The 23,347-nt window shown below is 39.2% G+C and carries 25 protein-coding genes; 19 read left to right on the forward strand and 6 right to left on the reverse strand.

What is annotated here, in order from left to right; translation table 11 throughout:
- Positions 1–3 precede the first annotated feature (3 nt).
- The 11 genes from PESP_RS20135 to PESP_RS20185 all read left to right on the forward strand — a co-directional run bounded on the left by PESP_RS20135 (position 4) and on the right by PESP_RS20185 (position 12,699).
- Positions 4–1,092, forward strand: coding sequence for a GGDEF domain-containing protein (locus tag PESP_RS20135; RefSeq protein ID WP_089349780.1), 1,089 nt, complete (start codon positions 4–6; stop codon positions 1,090–1,092).
- Between the two features lie 8 nt (positions 1,093–1,100).
- Positions 1,101–1,730 carry a DsbA family protein gene (locus PESP_RS20140; protein ID WP_089349781.1) on the forward strand — a complete coding sequence of 210 codons (630 nt, stop codon included), beginning with the start codon at positions 1,101–1,103 and terminating at the stop codon, positions 1,728–1,730.
- A gap of 538 nt (positions 1,731–2,268) precedes the next feature.
- A complete protein-coding gene (locus PESP_RS20145; protein ID WP_089349782.1) occupies positions 2,269–3,021 on the forward strand; it encodes a DUF3450 domain-containing protein in 753 nt (250 codons plus the stop codon).
- A 10-nt stretch (positions 3,022–3,031) separates the two neighbouring features.
- Positions 3,032–4,399 (forward strand): MotA/TolQ/ExbB proton channel family protein, encoded by a 1,368-nt coding sequence (locus PESP_RS20150; protein ID WP_089349783.1) that lies wholly within the window; start codon positions 3,032–3,034, stop codon positions 4,397–4,399.
- 3 nt (positions 4,400–4,402) lie between these two features.
- A complete protein-coding gene (locus PESP_RS20155; protein ID WP_089349784.1) occupies positions 4,403–4,930 on the forward strand; it encodes a MotA/TolQ/ExbB proton channel family protein in 528 nt (175 codons plus the stop codon).
- A gap of 53 nt (positions 4,931–4,983) precedes the next feature.
- A complete protein-coding gene (locus tag PESP_RS20160; RefSeq protein WP_058550327.1) occupies positions 4,984–5,397 on the forward strand; it encodes an ExbD/TolR family protein in 414 nt (137 codons plus the stop codon).
- A 12-nt stretch (positions 5,398–5,409) separates the two neighbouring features.
- The gene (locus PESP_RS20165; RefSeq protein ID WP_174694409.1) at positions 5,410–6,015 is read left to right on the forward strand and encodes an energy transducer TonB; all 606 of its coding nucleotides are present in this window, start codon (positions 5,410–5,412) and stop codon (positions 6,013–6,015) included.
- A gap of 33 nt (positions 6,016–6,048) precedes the next feature.
- Positions 6,049–7,371: a tetratricopeptide repeat protein gene (locus PESP_RS20170; RefSeq protein ID WP_089349786.1), complete on the forward strand. Its 1,323-nt coding sequence runs from the start codon at positions 6,049–6,051 to the stop codon at positions 7,369–7,371.
- A gap of 302 nt (positions 7,372–7,673) precedes the next feature.
- Positions 7,674–9,281, forward strand: coding sequence for a hypothetical protein (locus tag PESP_RS20175; RefSeq protein WP_089349787.1), 1,608 nt, complete (start codon positions 7,674–7,676; stop codon positions 9,279–9,281).
- Positions 9,282–9,353: 72 nt separating this feature from the next.
- On the forward strand, positions 9,354–12,077 hold the full coding sequence (locus tag PESP_RS20180; protein ID WP_089349788.1) for a TonB-dependent receptor domain-containing protein: 2,724 nt from the start codon (positions 9,354–9,356) through the stop codon (positions 12,075–12,077).
- Between the two features lie 274 nt (positions 12,078–12,351).
- On the forward strand, positions 12,352–12,699 hold the full coding sequence (locus PESP_RS20185) for a hypothetical protein (RefSeq protein WP_054201576.1): 348 nt from the start codon (positions 12,352–12,354) through the stop codon (positions 12,697–12,699).
- Between the two features lie 53 nt (positions 12,700–12,752).
- On the opposite strand, the gene PESP_RS20190 is transcribed toward PESP_RS20185, so the two are convergent.
- Positions 12,753–13,175 carry a hypothetical protein gene (locus PESP_RS20190; protein ID WP_245852275.1) on the reverse strand — a complete coding sequence of 141 codons (423 nt, stop codon included), beginning with the start codon at positions 13,173–13,175 and terminating at the stop codon, positions 12,753–12,755.
- 261 nt (positions 13,176–13,436) lie between these two features.
- Here PESP_RS20190 and asd point away from each other — a divergent pair, with 261 nt between their 5' ends.
- Entirely contained in the window at positions 13,437–14,576 is a 1,140-nt protein-coding gene (gene asd, locus PESP_RS20195) for an aspartate-semialdehyde dehydrogenase (protein WP_089349790.1), read from the forward strand.
- Between the two features lie 66 nt (positions 14,577–14,642).
- On the opposite strand, the gene PESP_RS20200 is transcribed toward asd, so the two are convergent.
- Positions 14,643–15,803: a GGDEF domain-containing protein gene (locus tag PESP_RS20200; protein ID WP_089349791.1), complete on the reverse strand. Its 1,161-nt coding sequence runs from the start codon at positions 15,801–15,803 to the stop codon at positions 14,643–14,645.
- Between the two features lie 278 nt (positions 15,804–16,081).
- On the opposite strand from PESP_RS20200, the gene PESP_RS20205 reads away from it, so the two are divergent.
- Entirely contained in the window at positions 16,082–17,194 is a 1,113-nt protein-coding gene (locus PESP_RS20205; RefSeq protein ID WP_089349792.1) for a DUF748 domain-containing protein, read from the forward strand.
- 207 nt (positions 17,195–17,401) lie between these two features.
- Here the strand turns inward: PESP_RS20205 and PESP_RS20210 are convergent, their stop codons facing one another.
- Positions 17,402–18,229, reverse strand: a complete 828-nt coding sequence (locus PESP_RS20210; RefSeq protein WP_089349793.1) for an ion transporter — start codon at positions 18,227–18,229, stop codon at positions 17,402–17,404.
- A 100-nt stretch (positions 18,230–18,329) separates the two neighbouring features.
- On the opposite strand from PESP_RS20210, the gene PESP_RS20215 reads away from it, so the two are divergent.
- The 5 genes from PESP_RS20215 (at position 18,330) to PESP_RS20235 (ending at position 20,242) form a co-directional block, all read left to right on the forward strand.
- Positions 18,330–18,542 (forward strand): hypothetical protein, encoded by a 213-nt coding sequence (locus tag PESP_RS20215; RefSeq protein WP_089349794.1) that lies wholly within the window; start codon positions 18,330–18,332, stop codon positions 18,540–18,542.
- Between the two features lie 3 nt (positions 18,543–18,545).
- A complete protein-coding gene (locus PESP_RS20220; RefSeq protein WP_089349795.1) occupies positions 18,546–18,827 on the forward strand; it encodes a hypothetical protein in 282 nt (93 codons plus the stop codon).
- A gap of 59 nt (positions 18,828–18,886) precedes the next feature.
- Positions 18,887–19,078, forward strand: a complete 192-nt coding sequence (locus tag PESP_RS20225; protein ID WP_089349796.1) for a YwbE family protein — start codon at positions 18,887–18,889, stop codon at positions 19,076–19,078.
- Positions 19,078–19,593 carry a DUF4240 domain-containing protein gene (locus PESP_RS20230; RefSeq protein WP_089349797.1) on the forward strand — a complete coding sequence of 172 codons (516 nt, stop codon included), beginning with the start codon at positions 19,078–19,080 and terminating at the stop codon, positions 19,591–19,593. The genes PESP_RS20225 and PESP_RS20230 overlap by 1 nt, the downstream gene beginning before the upstream one ends.
- A 193-nt stretch (positions 19,594–19,786) precedes the next feature.
- Positions 19,787–20,242 carry a hypothetical protein gene (locus PESP_RS20235; RefSeq protein WP_089349798.1) on the forward strand — a complete coding sequence of 152 codons (456 nt, stop codon included), beginning with the start codon at positions 19,787–19,789 and terminating at the stop codon, positions 20,240–20,242.
- A 32-nt stretch (positions 20,243–20,274) separates the two neighbouring features.
- Here the strand turns inward: PESP_RS20235 and PESP_RS20240 are convergent, their stop codons facing one another.
- From PESP_RS20240 to PESP_RS20250, 3 genes are all read right to left on the reverse strand, one after another.
- Positions 20,275–21,537, reverse strand: coding sequence for a Y-family DNA polymerase (locus tag PESP_RS20240; RefSeq protein WP_089349799.1), 1,263 nt, complete (start codon positions 21,535–21,537; stop codon positions 20,275–20,277).
- Positions 21,525–21,938, reverse strand: a complete 414-nt coding sequence (locus tag PESP_RS20245; RefSeq protein ID WP_058550343.1) for a S24 family peptidase — start codon at positions 21,936–21,938, stop codon at positions 21,525–21,527. The genes PESP_RS20240 and PESP_RS20245 overlap by 13 nt, the downstream gene beginning before the upstream one ends.
- An 80-nt stretch (positions 21,939–22,018) precedes the next feature.
- Positions 22,019–22,438 (reverse strand): MarR family winged helix-turn-helix transcriptional regulator, encoded by a 420-nt coding sequence (locus PESP_RS20250; protein ID WP_089349851.1) that lies wholly within the window; start codon positions 22,436–22,438, stop codon positions 22,019–22,021.
- 124 nt (positions 22,439–22,562) lie between these two features.
- Here PESP_RS20250 and PESP_RS20255 point away from each other — a divergent pair, with 124 nt between their 5' ends.
- Positions 22,563–23,306 carry a siderophore-interacting protein gene (locus tag PESP_RS20255; protein WP_089349800.1) on the forward strand — a complete coding sequence of 248 codons (744 nt, stop codon included), beginning with the start codon at positions 22,563–22,565 and terminating at the stop codon, positions 23,304–23,306.
- Positions 23,307–23,347 lie beyond the last annotated feature (41 nt).

Here is a 23,347-nt window from a genome sequence, read left to right on the forward strand (position 1 = left end):
ATAATGCCTAAAAAATCTGCTGCGTCGCAAAGTTGGCTTAGCCTAATTAATATAGATAAAGTTTACAGCTCAGATAAACAGCGCCAAGCTTTTTCATTATTCACGATGATAGCAATCGCTATTATCGTTATAACCATGTTGGTAGTGTCTAACTACGATGTGTATTCGCCTATTCTTACTATGTCGTTAATTGCCGTCAATATTACTATTATTATGGGCACTGTTTATTTTATAAAAACAGCAAAACTTGAAGTGGTAGCACTAATTAGCATGGGTATTGTGTTTATTATGTGCGTAGCGCTTACCTATACAGGAGGTAAAGAAAACACAGCTCTTTACTGGTTGATGTTCTACCCTGTAGTGTGTTTTGCATCGCTTGGTGTGAGCCGCGGCGCTTTGCTTGGTGCGAGTTTATTGGTTTGTTGTACTTTTATTTTATACGGACCAGACTTTGGGCAAGTAGAATACGGAGGTGTTGAAAAGTCACGCTTTTTAGCATCCTTTACCTTGGTGTTTATTTTTTCATTTATAGGCGAGTACTTTAGGTACAAAAGCCATATGGCGATTGCTGACATAACGCTTTCGCAAACTCAAGATGCCTACACAGATCAGCTTACGGGAGGCGCGAATAGGCGTTTTATAACAGCTCACTTTTTAAAATTAGCAGCTAAAACGCCTGAAAACTATTTACCCTTTTCAGTTTTATTACTCGATTTAGATTATTTTAAACGCTTAAACGATACGTATGGGCACGACTTTGGTGATACTGTTTTAATTGAATTTACCAAATTGTTAGATTCTCAATTTCCAATGTCGTGTGTTAAAGCGCGTTATGGCGGCGAAGAGTTTGTGGTTATTTTACCAAAAGAAACAGCCCAAGCAGCAACTAAAATAGCGGATGATTTTCGCCAATGTGTTGCTAAACAAGCTATTTTAACCAACGACAATAAGCGGGTGTTTATTACTTGCAGCATCGGCGTTGCACAAGTTAATAATATTGATGATTACAGCCAAGCGCTTAAACAAGCTGACGAGAATTTATACAAAGCAAAAGAGCTGGGCCGCAATAAGGTTGTATCAAAGTACAGTTAAGGAACACTATGACTCAAAATAAACTCATTTATGTACACGACCCAATGTGTAGCTGGTGCTGGGGATATAAGCCAACCTGGTTAAAGCTAAAAAGTGAATTACAGCCAATTCTTGAAATAGAGTACAGAGTAGGCGGGCTTGCCCCCGATAGCCAAGAGCCAATGCCTTTAGCCATGCGCGATATGCTAAAAGGTACATGGGAGAAAATTAACGCGATGCTAGGCACGCGCTTTAACTACGACTTTTGGCAGCAATGTGAGCCAAGGCGCTCAACATACCCTGCTTGTAGGGCTGCGCTTATTGCAAGAGCACATAACAAAGAGCCGCAAATGATAGAGGCCATTCAGCATGCTTATTATCTAAATGCACAAAATCCATCGGATGAAACCACGCTTATTGCTCTGGCAGACACTATAGGCCTTGATAAACAAAAGTTTACAGATGATCTCACGTCTCAGTCGTTAAATAATCAGTTAACCGACGAGCTTGCCTTTACGCGTAGCTTGCCTATTCGTGGTTTTCCATCTTTGGTGTTAATAACCAACGATACAGCCATCCCTATTGAAATAAACTACACAGATCATCAGCAAACAATTAATAAAATTAAGTCTATATTAGGGCGTGTTGATCTTTGTTGAGTGAAATTTGTTCAATCTAGGGGCGATTAAATCGCGGCGCGAGGTTTGTAACCTAGTGGACTAAGTAAAAACCGAGCAAAGCTTCCGCGTCCTGCTCACGCCCCTTACCTACATCCATGTAGGCAACAAAGAGTTAATCGTTCCTAGAAAGAACCCAAAGGGCAGCGCATGTTTGGTATTTATGCTGCGTTATCGCCTATTCATGGGGAATAACCACACTACATAGGCTCCGCCTTGCCTAAAAACCAAACATGCTGCTGCAAAATCAATCACGAAAGGTCAACACGCCCTCGGCTAAATCTCATCCTATTTACGTCTATTTGTCTCTTTAATAGACGCTTTTGAATTAAAAATGCGCTTTAAGTCTTAAATGTTACAGGTGTAACAAAAGAGACTTTTTTGCGCAACATGCTTGTCATTATTCGCATATACAATTTCGCTCATTGAAAATCTTTAGTCTTTAAATTGTTTGCATTGAACAATTAAAGCTAAAAAACAAACTAGCAAATCCGCTAATTAACGAGTAAAGGTGTATGCGATGAAAGGCGTTAAACCATTGATCTTAGCTGGTATTGTGGCTGCAAGTGCTGCTGTACACGCAAACGATTTAGATAAGGTTATCGATAAAAGCAGCGAAATAAATAAGTCAGCTGCGCAATCACAAATAAAAATAGACAAGATTGCTGATTCAATGCAAGGACGTCTTCAACAGTTTAAAACGCTTAACAAAGAAATTGATGGTTTAGCGGTTTATAACGCACAATTAACTAAACAGTTAAACAACCAAATTGAAGAAATGGAATCACTTAATCTTTCAATGGATCAGGTGTCTATTATCGAGCGTCAAATAACACCATTAATGCTACGTATGATTGAAGGCCTTGAGCAATTTGTACAACTAGATATCCCATTTTTGCAAGAAGAACGTACTAAGCGTATTGCCTCTTTAAACGCCATGATGGACCGTGCAGATATTAACTCAAGCGAAAAATTTCGCCGTGTATTAGAAGCTTACCAAGTTGAGGTTGATTATGGACGTACTATTGAAGCCTATACCTCTTTATTAGATGTAAATGGTATAGAACGCGAAGTAGATTTTTTACGCATTGGCCGTTTAGAGCTTATTTATGTAACGCGTGATGGCAAACAGGCTGGCAGCTGGGATAACGAAACGAAATCGTTTGTTGAATTACCTGATTCTACAATAAGCCAAATCAATAAAGGTTTACGCATTGCGCGTAAGCAACTTGCCCCAGATATGTTAACTCTGCCAGTACACGCAGCAGAATAAGAGGTTAAAAATGAAACTGTTTACTCAAATGACAAAAGTAGCCCTTTTTGCTGCAAGCCTTAGCTTTGTAGGGACTAGTGTAGCGGCAGAGCCTATGGACTTAGACTCACTTTTAAAAACCCTTGAAGAGGGTAAGTCTGCACAAAGCGTACAAAACAAACAACGTGAACAAGAGTTTGCAGCTCGTCAAAACGAGCAAGTACAAATGCTTAAAAACACACAAGCAAAGCGTAATCAAATGCTTGTTGAGTCTGAACGTTTAGAAACTCAGTTTGAAGAAAACGAAATTAAGCTTGCTAACTTAACCGATACATTGTCTAAACGTATGGGATCACTTAAAGAGCTATTTGGTGTACTACAACAAGTAGCAGGGGATTCAAGCAATAAGTTTGCAACCTCTGTGGTATCAGCCGAGATTGCTGGACGTAGTACATTTATGGATGAGCTGGCTCAAAAAATGGGTTCTACCTCAAAGCTTGCCTCTATCGAAGATATTGAAAAAGTGTGGTTTGAACTACAACGTGAAATGACTGAGCAAGGTAAAGTAAGCCGCTTTAATACCGACGTAATTGTACAAGGTGGTGAAAAAGCACAGCAAGAAGTGGTACGTGTAGGTGCATTTAACTTAATTTCTAACGGTAAATACCTAGAATTTAACCCAGTAACAAATACGCTAAGCGAGCTAAATCGTCAGCCGGTAGCACGTTTTACTGCAACAGCAGATGAGTTACAAAACACTAAAAACGGTGTAGTGCAGTTTGCACTTGACCCAACGGGTGGCTCAATTTTAGGTTTATTAGTGCAAGCGCCAGATACGCAAGAGCGTGTACACCAAGGTGGTACAGTTGGTTACGTTATTTTAGGTGTAGGTGTTATTGCTTTGCTTATCTCATTTGAACGCTTTTTCTCGTTAATGGTTATGGGTGGAAAAATCCGTCGCCAACTTAAAGATGATGTAGCACGCGATGACAACCCACTAGGCCGCGTTATGAAAGTAAAAGATCAGTTCCCTGATGTTGCCCACGACACGCTAGAGCTTAAATTAAGCGAAGCTATTTTACGTGAAATGCCAAAAGTAACGCGTAATTTAACGCTTATTAAAATCATCTCGGTGGTGGCACCGCTACTAGGTTTACTAGGTACAGTGACCGGTATGATCAACACCTTCCAAGCTATCACGTTGTTTGGTACAGGTGACCCTAAACTAATGGCTGGTGGTATTTCACAAGCATTGGTAACAACGGTACTTGGCTTAGTTGTGGCTATTCCTACGGTATTTTTATACACCCTACTTAATACACGCGCTAAAAATATATTGCTTACTATTCAGGAGCAAAGCGCAGGTATTATCGCACAGCGAAGCGAGAAGGGAGCATAAACCATGGTGCTATTGATTGACTCAATCAATGCTATCCGTGATTTTCTCGACACTGGTGGCCAAGTTCTCTTGGTCATCGGGGTGTTAATCTTCGCGATGTGGTTATTGATACTCGAGCGATTTATTTATTTTTTCAAAGGTTTTCGTAGTTACAAACAAAACGTAAAAGCGCAGTGGAAAAACCGTGCAGAGCGTAATAGCTGGAATGCAGAGCAAATACGCCAGGCGATGATATCCCGTGCGGGTATGCGCTTAAACACAAACCTTGCGTTAATTAACGTAATGGTAGCGCTTTGTCCGCTCCTTGGTCTATTAGGCACAGTAACCGGAATGATTGAAGTGTTTGATGTTATGGCAATTACAGGTACGGGTAGTGCGCGCTCAATGGCATCAGGTGTTTCTAAGGCAACTATTCCTACTATGGCAGGCATGGTTGGCGCACTTTCGGGTGTATTTGCCTCTACGTTTTTACAACGCAGAGCTAAGCGCGAAGTTGAACTACTTGAAGACAACATGGTTTTAGACCACTAAATAAATATAGATAAGCGGCTCACTTTAACGCCGCTTATCCTAGGAGAATAAAAATGAGAGCCCCGTTAGGAAACCTATTACAAGAAGACGAAGCAGAAGAAATTAATATGACCCCAATGTTAGACGTTGTATTTATTATGCTTATTTTCTTTATCGTTACTGCATCATTTGTAAAAGAAGCTGGTATTGATGTAAACCGACCAGAAGCAGCCACAGCGGTTAAAAAAGAGCGTGCAAATATCTTAGTTGCGATTTCAGACAAAGGTGAAATTTGGATTAATAAACGCCAAATTGATGTTCGCGCTGTGCAAGCGAATATTGAGCGCTTAAAAGCTGAAAACCCACAAGGGAGCGTGGTTATTCAAGCCGACAAAAAAGCCACCACTGATATGTTAATTAAGGTAATGGATGCGTCGCGCGCTGCAGGTGCGTTTGATGTATCTATTGCTGCTCAAGATGCGTCGTAAGGGTTAGTTATGTTGCGATATTTAGTTGCATTAGTTGTAGCCGGTGTAGTGACCTTTATGCTGTTTTTAGGCATGCAGGCACTTATCACCGGTGGTGAAGGTGCTATGTCGGAGCCAGTAAAAGGTAACGTTTTAGATTTTGTACGTTTGAAAAAAGAAGAAACAGTACAAAAAAAAGAACGTAAACCGCAAAAGCCACCCACACCAAAAGAGCCACCGCCGCCAATGGAATCACCACAAATGCAAAGTAGTGATACAGCGGCAAACGCAAATAATTTCGACTTTGGCGCCAATGTAGATGCCGATGTGAACTTATCAGGCGGCTTAGCGCTTGAAACAAGCGACGGCGAATACCTACCCATTGTTAAAGTAGCGCCTGTATATCCGCGTCGTGCGTTATCTCGCGGTATTGAAGGCTATGTGATTGTTGAATTTACAGTGACTAAGCAAGGCACAGTGCGCGACCCTCAGGTTGTAAAAGCAGTTCCCGAGTCACTATTTGATAGAGCAGCGATGGATGCAGCCCTTAAATTTAAATATAAACCGCGCGTAGTAAATGGTGAAGCCGTTGAAGTGGCGGGTGTTCAAAACAAAATATCTTTCCAAATTAATGGTTAACTTATCTTAATTGGATTAAATAGCGAGGCGATTATGAAATTACTACCTACAGCTAAATTTTTAAACATAACGTTATTTTGCACTGCCGCATTGAGTGCAAGTGTTGTTGTGCCAAGTACATTAAGCCTAGTGCCAGGGCTAAACGTAGCCACTGCACATGCAGAGCAAAAAACAAAGCGTGTACCCGCACTGCGTGAAAAGGTTTATAGCCAGCTTGCTCGAGCGCAAAAACTCGCTGACGATGGCGATGTTAAAGCAGGCCTTGAAGCGCTTAATAGCATTGAAGAGCGAGCTTCAAGCATGAACTCGTACGAAATTGCAATGATGCATAATTTTTACGGCTTTATTTATTACAACGAAAACGACCTACCTAAAGCCATTGCCTCGTTTGAAAAAGTAGTTGCAGAGGAAGTCATTCCTGAGTCACTTCGTTTAAGCACTACATTTAGCTTAGCGCAATTGGCAATGGCCAATAGTGACTATAAAAAGGTAATTGCGTTTTTAGATAAATGGGATTCAATAAATACTAAACCTAAAACAGAAGGTTACTATTTATTAAGAGCACAAACGTATTATCAGCTAAAAGATTACCAAAAAGGGCTGGAGTATATTACTCAAGTTATTTCACTAAGTGACAGCGAAGGTAAAACCCCTAAAGAAAACTGGCTAGTATTACAACGTGCTATGTACTACTCACTTAATCAAACTGACAAAGTAGTCGCTGTACTTGAACGTATGGTAAAGCTATATAATAAGCCTGAGTATTGGGTTCAGCTAGCTGGAATGTATGGCGAAACGGGCAAAGAAAAACAACAATTAGCAGTGATTGAATCAGCTTATCAACAAGGTTTTGTAACTTCTAAGTCTGATTTACGCCAGCTTGCTCAAGTTTATTTATACAATGGCTTAGCGTTTAAAGCTGCAGTTGTTATGAGCGAAGCTATTGATAAAGGTATTGCTGACAAAACAGCAAAAAACTACGCGTTTGTAGCCGAGGCAATGATTCAAGCGAAAGAAGATGAAAAATCTATTACCTACTTTGCAAAAGCGGCTGATTTATCAGAGCACGGTAAATACGAACAACGCCTAGCAGAAGTGTTTGTTAACACAGAGCAATATGAAGAAGCCGCCGATGCTGCACGTAAAGCACTAGATAAAGGCGGTCTTGATTTTGAATCAAATGCATTTGTTGCCTTAGGTATGGCTCAGTACAACATGCAAAATTTTGATGCGTCAATTTTAGCGTTTGAGCAGGCAGAAAAACATAAAAAATCTCAGCGTTTAGCACAGCAGTGGATCAAATATGTAAAGCGTGAAAAAGTGCATGCAGAAACTCTCAAAACAGCTTTATTTTAAATTTTAAAGCGCTTTACTCATTGAAAAGTAACGCGTGTAAAACCATTTCATAATCGCAACACCAAAACCGCCTCAGGGCGGTTTTTTTCGTCGTTAAAACTATTTAAGCCGTTGATTTTAAGTTGGTTACCATTGTCATCTTATGGTTATCAAACTGTAACTACTTTGTCATAAGTCTCCCGTATTGTACTTCGTATTCGATAACTCAAGTGACCTTAATGCATGAGTATCGTGCCTTAAAGTGACTTAAGTTATTACTTAAAGCGCTAACACAATAATTAAATACTTTTACGGAGTGAACAATGAAATTATCTGGCTTATTCAAAATCAGCTTAGTGGCTACAGCAATAACATTGGCTGGTTGTGGCGGTGGTGATATTAACGTTACACCTACAACAGTTGATAACAGTGTAGACAATTCAGTGACTAACCCAGGTGGTGATAATGGTGGCGATACAATAAGTTGCGCCACATACACATTAGATGGGGCTACATTTACAGGTGAAGCAGAAGGCGTTAACTGTTTATACAGCCAAGCATTTGCAAGTAATGCAAAAGAAATTACTAGCTCTTTTGTTATCCCTGCGCTAGACGATGGCGGTGCTCATGTATTTGAAGGTGCTTTATTTATAGGTGACGATGTAGACACATCTACTGGTGCTACTATTGATGTTAATGGCCCAACATTATCTATTGAAGCAGGCGCTACCATTGCGTTTACCAAGCCAGAGAGTTTTATTCGTATTGCACGCGGAGCAAATATTGAAGCAATTGGTGAAGTAGATAAGCCAATTATTTTCACAAGTATCAAAGAAGTTGATGGTGATGATTCAACAACCGCTCAAATTGGGGATTGGGGTGGTGTTCAGGTAAATGGACGTGGCCATTCTATTCGTTGTACAGCGACAGCAGCGGCACAAGATATGTGTAACCACTCAGCTGAAGGTATTGTATCTTATTACGGTGGTAATGACCCGCAAGATAGTAGCGGTATTCTTAAGCATATTGTTATTAAGTATGCAGGATTTGGTGTTGAAGGTGATGAGCTAAATGGTTTAACACTAAATGCTGTTGGCTCAGGCACAATAATTGATTATGTGCATGTACATAATGGTTTTGATGATGGGATAGAGCTTTTTGGTGGAAGCGTTAACCTTAAACACATTGTTGTTACTGATACAGGCGATGATGGTATTGACTGGGATGAGGGTTGGAAAGGCTATGGACAGTACATTCTTGTCCGTTCAAATGAATATGGAAATCATGGTTTTGAAACAGATGGCGCAAAAGTTGATCCATTATCTGCAGACGCACAAGATTTAGTAACGACTGTTTCTAACCCAACTATTGCTAATGCAACCGTTGTTACTACTGGTGACCAAGGTGCTGAAGGGCGTCGTACTGGTGCCGGTATGGAAATGAAAGAATGGGGTAAAGCGCAATTAGCTAACATGTTGTTTGTAAACTCATCATCTGTAGATGGTGCTGGCTGTTTTGATTTATATAATGAAAAAGATAAATCAGGAGATGCTGGTGTGCATGCCAATGCAAACAACGGTGATATCGCATTTATGAGTTCAATATTTGCGTGTGGTAAGAATTTTGAAAACGCAAATACTCCTTTAACTGGTGCGTTAGCAAGCTTTGATATCAATACCTGGTTTACTGGTGGCGAAAATAACCAACTGATTGGTTTTGTTGATTTTGCAAATGTGCTTGGTGCTGATGGTGTTTCAACTGCAGCAACTATTACAGATTCACAAGGTGCTGCGGTAGCTACAACAGCGAAAGACATGAGTGAAGTTGACACTTTCTTTACTAACGCAGGCTACATTGGTGCACTTAAAGAAGGTGAATCAAGTGAATGGGCTGATTTTGTAGCTGCATCTTTACAACGCGCTAGTAATTAATCTAGACCGGCTCTAATTATAAGGCGCTATGGCGCCTTTTTTAAGGGAATTTTAGGTTTAGAGGATATAAATATGAAACATCAAAAGCAGTTTAAAACTAATCTAATAACGTTATCTCTGCTCTCCCTTTTTTCTTCATTTAATTCTTTCGCTGAACAGGCACAAGAAATAATCAATGAAGAAGCGATAGAAGAAGTTGTTGCAACAGGTACACGCCTTAAAGGCAGTGCTAGTGCCGTAATTGATGAACGTAAAAACCAGGCATTTGTTGCTGATATAATGGGTTCAGAGCAAATATCTAGAACAGGTGATAGCGATGCCGCTTCTGCACTTCGCCGTGTTACAGGCTTATCGTTAGTTAACGATAAGTTTATTTATGTACGCGGTTTAGGTGAGCGTTACTCAAGCGTGCGTTTAAATGGCGCGGTTGTTCCAAGCCCAGATCTGACTCGAAATGTAATTCCACTTGATATTTTCCCATCAAGTATTATTGAATCTTTAGCTGTTCAAAAAGCCTATTCGCCTAATATGCCTGCGGCTTTTGGTGGTGGTGACGTTAATATCAGAACTAAAAGCATTCCAAGTGATACTTTATTTAAAATTGAGATTGGTGCTAGCTATAAAGATACAAACGATGAAGGCTACACATACAATGGTGGCAGTGACGACTGGTTAGGTAAAGATGATGGTACACGCGCATTACCAGGAGCCGTTAAAACGGCGCTCAATACCTATATCAATGGCTTGTCTGATATCTCATACAGAAATATAAGAGATGTCGAGTCAAGACGTCAGGGGGCTGATATTGGTCAAGCAGCTGCAATAGACTTAAATAAAAGTTTATCAAAAGCACTACCAAGAGATTTTGGTTTAGAAAAAGAAAGCTTAAACCCTGATGCAGGCATTAAAGCTGTTTATGGCGACCGATTTGATAACTTATTTGGCCTAGACGGATCTTTTGGTTTTTTAGCATCAGTTGCTTATGAAAATGAATGGTCTAATGCAGAGAAGTTTAGCGCAGTACTTTCATCTGTTGACGCATCTGAATCTGAATGTTCAAAAGATGACTTTACTTGTTACTCTGCTACAGAGAAAGAAGTATCAACCAAGCATAATATAAAATTAAATAGCTCTCTAAATTTAGGTTATAAAATTGGTGGCCATGATTTAACAGCTACCTATATGATGCTACGAGATACTGAAGATGAAGCTTCTGTTGCGCTTTACCAAGAGCCTTCAAAGTCATTAAGCATTGATGCTGGGCAATTACAGCGAAGCCACTTAACCTCTTTTGAAGAACGGGAACTTGAAATACTTCAACTTCGTGGAATGCATAATTTAGAGTGGAGTTTTCTTGAAGGTGTTGGTGTAGATTGGCAGTACACTGATTCAACAGCGACGACGAGTATACCTGGCGAGCTTGAAGTAACGGTGCGTGATGAGTACGCCGATGGCGAATATCAACGTACTTTTTATAATGGTAGCTTAGGTGGCAACCCTTATTTGTATCGATTTGTTGAGCTAGAAGACGATGTAGAAAACTGGGGCGTTAATATTAACAAAGTTTTTTACTTTGATAACGCCGAAGTTGAAATTGCGGGTGGCGGCTATTTTGTTGAAAAAACGCGTGATTATCGCACAGACTTTTTTAACTATCGTTTTAGCCAAACACAGTCTTTAGATTTAGCACAAAGTGAAGAAGAAGCGCTGTCAATTGGTAGTTTCTTTGCAAATGATGCTGTGATCGATTCAACGGATGTAGAGTTATTGTTTCAAGAACCTACAGCCGATGATTACTTAGCAGCGCAAATGATTGATGCTTATTACGGCTCTTTTGATATCACTTTTGCTCAAGATTGGCGTTTAAGTGGTGGTGTGCGTTACGAGGACTTCCGCCAAGTTGCTCTCGCTTTTTCTCGCTCAGCATTCGATCCTGCTTTATTGGCCGATAAATTAAGTGCAGATGCGATAAAACAAGCAAGTGTGATGGAAGATGAGTATTTTACTTCATTATCCATGACATATAGTCAGCAGTCGTACCAGGTTCGTTTTGGTTATGGCAGCACGGTTGTTCGTCCTGACTTGCGTGAGCTAAGCCCTGTTCAATTCCAAGATCCGTTGACCGGTTATCGAACGCTTGGTAATCCATTCTTAGAATCTAGTTACCTAGATAACTTTGATGCACGTATCGAATTTTATATGGACAATGGTGATAACTACTCAGTTGGCGCATTCTATAAAGATATAGATAACCCAATCGAAGCATTATTAACCGAAAGTGACGGCCGTTTTACGCTGCAGTTTGACAATGCAGATACAGCCTATGTTTACGGTATAGAAGCTGAATGGTTAACTGAGTTGCATAGTGATTTATTAGGAGGTGCTTTTTTTACTTCTGGTAATTTAACGTTTAGTGATTCAGAAGTTGAAATTGCACAAGAGCAGCGCGCCGACCTTACTAATCTAAAGCGACGTATGACTGGCCACTCAAAGTATGTTGCCAACTTACAATTGAATTACGATTCGCATGATGGCATGCACCAAGCTTCAGTTATTTATAACGTATTTGGTGACCGTATTTTAGCTGCGGGTGTTAACAACTTTGATGACGCTTACGAACAACCTTTAAACTCGTTAGACATGGTTTATAGTTACTACCCAACGTTCAATACTACATTAACACTTAAAGTGAAAAATATGTTGGGACAAAACTTTGAAGTAGAACAAAATGATGTGTTAATTCGTTCTCAAGAAACGCCTAGAGAGCTGAGTTTAAGCTTTAGTTATGAGTTTTAAACCCCTCGAACGACTAAAATAAGCCGTTTCAACCTAGCCCTGCCATATGCAGGGCTTTTTACTACCTCAGTTTTAAACGCAGTTGTAGTTTAATATTGGTTATATAAATGGCGTTTTTATATCTCTTTTAACTTAAACATCATTTACTTCATACACATACTCTCTCTAAATCATTTAACTTTAATAACTCTTTAACAAATGACACATAATTTCTGTTTATATTTAACAGACTGTAATTAAGTTTTATAATTTTATTTTAAAAGGAATAATATCCATGAATTTAATAAGAAAGGTTATTAGCTCAGTTGTTATAGTTGGTTCTTTTGGTTTTGCGAATGATGCGCTAGCTGCAAGATCATGTTCTGTTATTGTTGATGATATCCAGCTAAATCATTCTCAGGTAATTGTGAAAACAACTAATAGTATTACTCACATGGCTAATGACAAGTTAACTTTAGCTTACCAAGACACTCAATTTGGCCAGATCTTAGAAAAGCTTGCTGAAGCAAAAAGTTTAGAAACGCCTGTAAAAATTTATATACTTGAGGAGTTTAATGGTGATGATGCGCGCAGTTGTAGTGATAGCATTACTGACTATATAGGATCAGTTCATCGCATCTAATGTACTAAATTGTTTGTAGCCCTATAATTAGTATAGGGCTACAATTTTATATCCTACTGACACTTTATAGTTGCATAAAGTTGATAGCATTGGTTTTTACTACCAGTGCTTTTCATTGTCCATAATTGGTTATACCAATCAAAGTTACCATAAGCGCTTTCATCTTCCCCACAAGTAATTGTACTTCCAGAAATTTCTTGGTTATGACCGCGTTCTTCACAAAATTGATTTCCATTTGTAGATCCTACGAAAAATGGCTTTAAGTTACCATTTATCCACACTTTTGGGCTGTAATAGGTTGTGGCAGTATTAACTAAGACGCCTTGTCGTTCTTCTATACCAACTTCAGCACGTGTAAAGGTTACTTGTCCATCTTTATTTAGCGTCATTTCGTTTGCTGAAATCGTTGAGTTTGCAAATACATTAATCGATGTTGAACTTAAAGCAAGTAGAGCGAAAGTGAGTGTTTTCATCATTTTTCCTTTGGTTAATATAAAATTTAATAAATGTCTGTATTTAATGTTCCTACTAAGCTTGGTCGGTTTAGGTTTCAACAGGGTGACGCTTTTATTAATGTTTAATTTATCTACTTTTTGTCATATGCCCTTACAGTATGAAAAATATTTAAGTTTCGATTTATTCACTAGTTTTAGGGCGCTTTGGGTGTTATTTTGGCGTTAATAAAAATTAATTCTCACGCAATGAATTTTAATTTTTAATGTATTAAGGCATCTTTTATGAACCAAACAGTGGAACAAACAATGAAAAAAGTAGGATTAGTCGGTTGGCGTGGCATGGTAGGCTCTGTGTTATTAGAACGTATGCAGCAGCAAAGTGATTTTGCAAACATCGACACCACCTTTTTCACCACCTCACAAGCTGGGCAACTCGGCCCTGATATTGCGGGCGACGCAAAACCGTTACTAGATGCAAGTGATGTAAATGAACTTGCTAAAATGGATATTATTGTTACCTGTCAAGGTGGCGACTACACCAAAGCGGTTTACCCAAAATTACGTGAGTCAGGTTGGGATGGTTATTGGATTGATGCGGCATCTGCACTGCGTATGGTTGATGACAGCATTATTGTTCTTGACCCTGTAAACAAAGATGTCATTGAGCAAGGTTTAGCGCAAGGCGTTAAAACATTTGTAGGCGGTAACTGTACCGTATCGTTAATGTTACTTGCTTTAGGGGGGTTGTTTGAGCAAGACCTAATTGAATGGGTAAGCCCAATGACTTACCAAGCGGCTTCGGGTGCGGGTGCACGTAATATGAAAGAGCTTATTGCACAAATGGGCGCTATTCATTCAAGTGTTGCCGAGCAACTAGATAACCCAAGTTCAGCTATTTTAGAAATTGATAAAATAGTGAGCGAAAAAATGGCTTCTAGCGATTTACCACAAGACCAATTTGGCGTGCCGCTTGCGGGTAGCTTAATTCCGTGGATTGACGTGCCTATGCCAAGTGGCCAGTCTAAAGAAGAGTGGAAAGCACAGGTTGAAGCGAACAAAATTTTAGGCTCTTCTAAGCAGCCGGTACCTATTGATGGTTTATGTGTACGCATTGGTGCTATGCGTTGTCATAGCCAAGCGATGACCATTAAATTACGTGAAGATATTAGCGTAGAAAAAATTGAAGAAATTTTAGCCTCACATAACGAGTGGGTTAAAGTTATTCCAAATGAGCGCGATATCAGTACTACTGACTTATCCCCAGTTAAAGTAACAGGTACGCTCAGTATTCCTGTTGGCCGAATTCGTAAACTAGCGATGGGTCCTAAATACATTAGTGCATTTACTGTGGGCGATCAGTTGTTATGGGGCGCAGCAGAGCCTCTTCGTCGTATGCTTCGCATAATTGTAGACGGTGAATAATTCTTACATTTAAAAGTATGTATTTAAAAGGGGTTAGCGTATAGCTAGCCCCTTTTTTAATTAACGTTAATTAAGCGGCACTGCATACGCTACTTTATTTTTGCCTTCGTGTTTTGCTATGTACAACGCTTTGTCGGCCAAATCTATGGCTTTATCTATTTGTGTAGTGGCACATTTAATACTTATAACTCCAAAGCTTGCAGTAACATCTATACATTGCTGTTTGTATTCAATGGGCTTACTTGCAAGAGTAGCGCGCAGGGTATCGGCAAATTGCTTTGCTTTTAGTTCTGAATCTCTGGCTATGAGTATTACAAATTCTTCTCCGCCTATTCTGGCAAATATATCGTCTTTATTTAAACATGCCCTTACACGTTTAGTTGCTTGAATAAGGACTTCGTCTCCACCAGCATGGCCGTATTCATCATTTATGTTTTTAAATGAGTCTATATCCCAATATATAAGCGATACATGTTGTTCGCAGCTTAATTGAGTTTCAAGTTTTTGTTGGCCTATTTCGTAAAAGCCGCGCCTGTTTACGCATTTTGTAAGTACATCGGTCATGGCTAGTTTTTGCATTTCTTGGGCTAAATCTGAAGCCATTATAAAAATAATAAATACCGCCATGCCTACATGAGCAGTAGGGACTGTAATAAAGTTAATGAGTATGTATAAATCTAAATAGGCTTGTTTAACTTGAGCGCCTTGCATGAGTGCGATTGTCGCTGCAATAAATAAAAATAATCCGCATACGGTATATGTTACAGCTGCACCAATTTCAGCAGGAAGCGATTTTTGTTTATGCTTTAGTATAATAACGGCATTTATAAGAAGCAGGATTATGTCGTAGTAAATGTATAACGACATATTCAAACCTACATGCGCATTTACTGCTTTAAAGTAGTACACAGCAGCAAATGTAATAACAGCAATTGCTAACAAATAGTGCATATTAATAGGGCACCGTGTGCGTATGCAGTGCCCCCAGGTTCCTAGTAAAACCGATGCCATCGAAAAACTTACCGCAAGCATCCAATATGTAACACCAGATTCAAAGTAGGGTTGCAATAAAATTGTGCCCCATTGGCAGGCAGAGCATATAAATGCACTTGCCCAAAATAACGCATATAACTTTTTACCTAAGGTATACCACGCCATTAAAAATATAACAGACCAAACAATACTGGTAAGTAAAAGAGTAATTAAAATAAAAAAGATTGGGCTCATAGAGGTATGTTCTTGTGTGAGTTACTTTTTACTGTAGTTGAGGTTGCTTAGTAATTCGAGCAAAGTGCTGTTATTAAAACGCGCTATTTGTAAAAATTTATGTATTACTTGAGCGTACCCAATATGTATACATTGCGTTTTCTGGTATAGCTCTTGCTCCTGTTATTGTATTACACCGTTTTTTACTCGGTTTTAGCTATTTTGTGCGTATTTAGTTCACTTACGCGCGTAACATTTACTTAATTCCGCGTAATTAAGCCCTACAACAAGGATATAAAATGGCTTTTACTTTTAAACATGTCCGAAATAAATGGTTCTCTGTTTTAGTTGCTACTGTTTTATTTTTAATTCTACTAAGAGCGGCAGCGCCTTATGCTGTGCAATATTATGTAAACCAGCAGCTTGAACAAACACAAGGAATAACAGGGCATGTTGGCGATGTAGATTTATATTTATACCGCGGTGCTTACGCCATTGACGATGTTGAAATTTACGCTGTAGATGCAACATCAGCCCCTAAACCGTTATTGGCGGTACAAACTCTTGATTTTTCTCTTGCTTGGTCTGCGCTTTTAAAGGGCAATCTAGTCACTAATATGGCCTTTTCTCGCCCTGAAATTGTTATATACGATAAAGACCCATCAACCGCTGAGCAAAACCAACAAGTTAAAGACGAAACAACATGGGTTGGGCTTGCTAACGATTTAGTGCTTTTTTCAATTGATACCTTGCGTATTAATAACGGTAAAGTCTCGTTAGTTAATGCGACAAACGACGGCGAAAAACCCACGTATATTTCAAATATTAATGCTGAGATTAAAAATATAACCAATGCCCAAAACCTTTCTAAAACGTTAGTCACCAGTTTAAATGTAGAAGGCGCTTTAATGGGAGAGGCTGCACTTTCATTAAACGGGAAGTTAGACCCTTTTAGTGAACAGGCTAATTTTGATTTTAATGTTGAGGTGCAACGCTTTTCGGTTAAAAATCTCGAAACTGTTTTTAAAGTGTATACCCCATTTGATATAGAAGCCGGTGGTATTGATGGTGCAATGGAGCTTGCAGCTAATAACAATAACTTAAATGGTTATGTAAAAGCCGGTGTGCACAATTTAAGTGTTTTTTCGTGGCGCGAAGATATTGAAAAAGATGACGACGGCCTATTTACCGCTATTTTTGAAGGCAGTATAGATTTACTTAGCTCGCTATTAGAAAACGATGATTCTAAGCTGGTGGCTGCACGTATTCCTATTGAAGGGCAGTTAGATAATGCCGATGTTTCTACTTTTCAGGCGGTGGTATCGGTTTTAAAAAATGCGTTTTTTGATGCGTTTAAAATGAAGGTCGATAACGTAATTTCGTTTGAAGACACGCAAGACGAAGATGAATAACTAAAAGCCCTTTGTATTTACTTAATACAAAGGGCTTTTTAAGTTTTAGCTAGGTGTATTTTCTTATACCAACTCCATTAAGTATGTGTTCTAAATTTTACGCCGAAAAAACAATTCAGTTCTAGGCGTAAATTGATGTAAATGGTTGTTCCCTTTGTGAAATTTACAACAAAGAAATGAGTTGTTTTAGCAAGTAAAATAGATCAGCTATTTATTGGAGTTGGTATTATCCGAGGTTTTACTTAATAACGTTTTTAGCTCTGCAATTTGGGCTTGTAGTTCGTTTACTTGCCCTTGCGTTGCGGGTAGCGAGTTACTATCTGCAAGTTCTTCACGGGCATTGCGATGCTCCTCCCCCATTACTTCTAAAATAGCGCCTACCATCATATTTAAAAATACAAACGCAGTTAAAAATATAAAGGTGAGATAAAAAATCCAGCTTAGCTCGTAAACTGCCATGGTCTCGTACATTATGTCGGTCCAATCTTCAAAGGTCGCTATTCTAAATAACGTAAGCATTGAAATTGAAACGTCTTGCCAAAGCACGGGGTTAATGTCAGCAAACATCATACTGCCCATGGCCGCGTAAATATAAAAAATAACAAACATTAGCAGCGCTATATAGCCCATTTGCGGAATAGCTTTTAGCAATGAATTAACTAATAAACGCAGTTCAGGGATCATAGATACTAAACGCAGTACCCTAAATATACGCAACAACCTTGCAAGTAACATTGCAGAGCCTGCGGCAGGGTATAAACTACCCAGTACAATAATGGTGTCGAATATATTCCAACCCTTTGAAAAAAAGTCTTTTATTCCTTTACTTGCAATAAAGCGAATAACTAACTCAATTAAAAAGAAGGCGGTGATCCCTACATCCATCCAATTAAGGGCAAATTCTACAGTAGGGTGAAGTGAGTAAGTGTGAGCACCTACAGTAAGAGCAGAAACAACAATAACAGCAATAACAAATGATTGAAATATCTTGCTTTTGTCTATACGCTGAAACAACTTTTGTAACTGCGACATCATAATTATGAATCCTATGCAAAGTAAGGTTTTATGGCGCTAATATACAATAATATTGTTGTGATTTAACGTATTTTTATTACTAAAAATGTAAGGAAATTTAATGCTAATCAGTCAAATAACTAAAAGTGCGTTGCTGCTTGTGGGATTATCGGTACTTGCAGGTTGTAGCTCTGATGCGCGCTTTCACGAAATTCAATCGGCACGCCTTGATGAATGTAATTACAAAGCCGATAAAGAGTATTACGAATGTCTTGAAAACCAAGATAAAAACTTTGAAGAATACAAAAAGCAGCAAAGCGAGCAAACTAAATAAACCATGACCAAAACACAAAAACTCCGCGATAAACAAATTAGACACGCGCTTACCACCGCATGCGAAAGCATAAAACACTCATACCCAGGTTTCGCTTACTTAACCCATACAATTGATTTTAAAAACGAAACAAAGTCATTAAAAGTGAAGTGTTATTTTGTAGATGACACGGCATACCACGAGAGCGAAACTCACCTAAATCAGATCATTGATATTATTACAGCAGAGCTTGGCAAAATAAACTTACCTATAGCGGCTAAGCAAATAGTGTTTTTAGTTGATTAACATTGGTTTGCCTTACTATGGGCGCTATAATTGCTAAAACTATTTTTAGGATGTAAACGATGGCTGTTCCTACGCGTTCGCAAATTACACCAGGCACAACAGTAAATATTGTATTAAAAGAAGATCAACGCAGTGGCACTTTAACTGAGGGGGTTGTTGAGCGGTTATTAACTAAATCATCTAATCACCCACATGGTATAAAGGTACGCCTAGAAGACGGTCAAGTTGGCCGAGTAAAAGAGATTTTATAATGGCAGCGTTAACAGAGCAGGCTTTTTGGGATTTAGTAACCGCACCCGACCTTGGGCTCGACCCAGAAAGTGTAAGCGAAAATTTAAAAGCTAAGCTAAGTGATTTAACTGACGAGCAGCTTATTGCCTTTGACAAATTTTTTGGTATTAACATGCGCAAATGTTTTACCTGGGATTTATTTGGCGCGGCATTTGTAATGGCGGGCTGTAACGACGAATACGGCTTTAGCGAGTTTAGATGCTGGCTTATTTCTCGCGGACAAACAGTATTTAACAATGCTTTAACTAATGCCGACTCATTAGCACAGTGTTCACCGGTATATTATTTAAACGAGCAACCTTACCCCTATATTGACGAGTACGATTTAATTGCGGGTTTACTCTATGAAGAGCGAAATGATGACGAGCTGCCGTTTGTTCCATCAGGTGAGCAACCAGCGGGTAAGCGCTTTAAAGACAAACCTAAATATTTAAAGCAAAGCTACCCACAGTTATTTCAAAAGTATTGGCAGTAAACCCCACATTACTATTTTACTAAAACCGGTTTATTTAGTGCTTAAATAAACCGATTTGTTTTATTTCTCGTAAAACATAAGCGTACTACTTTGCAATACTGTATAGCGCTACTTATCTTCTTTTAGATTAAATCTCTGTTATAGTTATAAAAGTTCTACACGCTATTCATTATTACGAGGATACGCCCACTCAATGAAAACCTTAATACTTGCTTTAGCCTCTATTACTTTTATTAGCGCCTCTGCTTTTGCTACGCCAAGTAATAAGAGCCGTTTTATTCCTTTATTAAAAACAATGCTAGGCTATTATAAGGTGGTTTCAGCAAACTCTTCGCTTTGTGTTGATAGTCAATTGAGTTTAATAAACCCAGTGTATCCCGATGCCGGTTTTAAATTAGGTTCGCAAATAGTATTTGAAAGCCTGCATAACGGCACACGTACAACTAAAAAACCTGACTTTTGCTTTGTAACCAGCTCGTTTAAGTACAAAAGTGATGGTGTAGATAACAGCCTAAGAATGAGTCGCTGCGTTGATCCCGTTAACGAAAAAACCATTAGGCAAAGTATAGAATTTGCAAGCCCTACCACCGTTAAATACACGCTTAACGATCCACAAGTACAATGCACCTTTGAAAAACAAGCCGATTAAACACAGTGTTAAATTTGCAAAGGCAATAGCGCTTATTCATAACAGTAAATTTTAGGTATATCGTGCCAGCGAGTTGTGTACTGGGGCGATAAATAATCACGGTTCATGTGCCAGTGGTTGTTTAATTTACTGCTAGCAAGGCTTAGCATGCCTTTTCCGTATCGGTTATTTATTGTATCTAGGCACTGCATTAATTTTGGGTTATCGGCACTTTGGTTAAATAAATCGCTTTGCTGATACTGCACCGAGGTTAGCTCTAAAGCGCCTACGCCACATTTATAAAACCGAACCCCTGGCTGATAAATATTATTAAACACCTCAGAGACTGCATTTGCCATTACGCAGGTATCGTTAGTGGGGGTTGCAAACTTATACATAAACGACTTTTTACAATAGCGGTCTTCGTGTTTACCGCTTGCGGCAAATATATAAAGTTGTTTTGTTAGTGAGCGCTGCGCCCGTAATTTACTGGCAACCGTAGTAACATGGTTCATAAGGGCGGTTTTTAATGCGCTAGGCTCGTATATTCGCTCGCCAAAACTACGGGTAGAATAAATTTCTCGTTTATCTTGGCGTACATCGTCCCAGGTTAAACACGCTACACCGTTAAGCTCACTTACTGTACGCTCTACAACCACACTAAACGCACGGCGCATTGTTTTAGGGCTTTGCTGTGCAAGTTCCCACGCTGTGTTTATATTCATTATTTTAAGTTTTTTAGCTAGGCGCTTGCCTATACCCCATACATCTTCGCAGCTCATTCTTTGTAAAATGGCTTGGCGGCTTTGCTCGTTATCTATAACGGCTACACCATCAAATCCGCTTAGCTTTTTAGCTGCGTGGTTAGCCGCTTTGGCAAGGGTAGGCGTTGGGCCAAACCCTACGCCTACGGGCAGTTTTGCTTCTCGCCATACGGTACGCCTTATTACATGGCCGTATTCGTGCCAGTTTTTAATCAGTGGCGTGTAGCCATTAAAGTGTAAAAACGACTCATCAATACTGTATATGTATTGTGTGTCGCAAAAGCGACCTATTATGTTCATCATTTTAGCGCTTAAATCGGCATACAGCTCGTAATTGCTTGAGCGTACAACTACGTTGTTTTGCTCAAGCAAATGCTTAACTTTAAAGTAAGGGCCAAATTTAGGAATGTTTAACTGCCTCGCAATAGGGCACACAGCACATACGCAGCCGTCGTTATTAGTAAGTACAACAACAGGCTTGGAGCGAATGGAAGGGTCGAATACTTTTTCGGCGCTTGCATAAAATGAAACAGCATCCACTAAGGCGTACATTTTAAAAGCTCTGGAGTTTGCCTGTGCATGCGTACAGAAAGCGTTACTACACCCTCTAACTGAAACTCATCTGCTGGGGTGAGTTGTACAGGCTTATGTAAGGGCGATGCCGACAGCAGCCTTGCATTGGTTTTATCAAGTAACTTACAAACAAACAGGCCATTTAAATTGGCAACAATAACATCGCCATTATCGGCTTGCTCTGCACGGTCTACTACAAGTAGGTCGCCTTCAAAAATACCGACCTCTTGCATAGAGTTACCCGATGCAATGCCAATAAATGTGGCATCTGGGTGCTTTATTAATAACTCATCAAGAGAAACACCTAGCTCGGTATATTGCGCCGCGGGCGATTCAAACCCACACACACCAGCTTCTATATAAACGGGAATAACAAACATAACTCAACCTAAAACGCATACACTGTATAAGTGTACAGTATATGCGTTTTGTATGAGTTATGCCAAGCAATGAAAGACGATCAATCCATGTTTTTGATCATTTGTTGTGCTGTATTTAAAAAGTCTTTGATTTGCTGAGGGTTTAAATTTTTGCACATTTGATCATTTATTTGCTGCTCAGACGCTAATAATTTATCAAACAATGTATTGCCTTGCTCAGTGAGCGACAAAATAAAACAGCGTTTGTCGTGCTCACTTGCTTGCTTATTAATAAGGTTTAACGCAATAAGATCTTTAACTAACCGTGCTATTTGTGCTTTATCGCGTTGTGTTTTAGTAACTATATCGTTAGCAGTGCAGTTACTTGTACCGGCAATTATATGTATACAGCGTACGTGCATAGCGTTAATACCCAGCTCTTTGGCATTAATGGCCTCACGAATTGTTACACGGTAATTTTGCATGAGTTCAAACAAGGTATTTGATAAAGGCGTGTTCATAGGGTTCTCAATATGGTTGACAATGTCAATTAATTTGCTATAGTTGATTTTATCAACCAATGGGGCGTTGTGCAATGCTTGCTGTAAAAAGCAGTTAACTATTTTGTAAACGAGGTGATTTTAAATGGGTAAACAAGTTCGCAAAGCTAAAGTATTAAGCACTGAGCAAATTACACCGCACTTACAGCGTATTGTTGTAGGCTCAGACGATTTTGCAGATATAACCTGTGCGCACATTGGTAATTATGTAAAAGTGCTTATTCCACAAAATGGCGTTGCCGATTTAAATTTAAAAACGGCATGCATGCGCTCATACACAATACAGCATGTAAATGAGCAAAGCGGCGCACTAACGCTCGATTTTGTAATTAATATGCACCAAGGCCCAGCAACCCATTGGGCTAAAATTGCACAAGTAGGGGATGAGCTAGGTATAGCAGGCCCAGGCCCTAAAAAGCTCGATAATTACAAGCATTCACATTATGTATTACTTGGCGATTTAACATCGGTAAATGCGATTAAAGGCTATGTACAAACGCTGCCTTTATTTTCAAAAATTGATGCATTTATACATGCCCCAACAGAGCAAGACATTATTGATTTAGACACCACACGCAACATTAATTGGATAATTACCAATAACGCCGATGAAGCAATGCTCAATGCAATTAAAACTATTGAGCTAACGGAGCAGCCACCTATTGTGTTTATGGCGCTAGAGGCCGGTTTAGTTCGTAAAGCTAAAGCCGTGTTTAGTGAGCACTTTAACATACCGCGCGGTAATATAGTGTCATCAGGTTATTGGAAAAAAGGCGTTGATTCTGAAGGTTATAAAAAGCAGCGCCAACAAAATGCTGAGCTTGCTTGAATACCTTAGAGCAAAATAACATATATCTATTTTGCTTTTAT

The sequence above is a fragment of the Pseudoalteromonas espejiana DSM 9414 genome (assembly GCF_002221525.1).
GTDB lineage: Bacteria > Pseudomonadota > Gammaproteobacteria > Enterobacterales > Alteromonadaceae > Pseudoalteromonas > Pseudoalteromonas espejiana.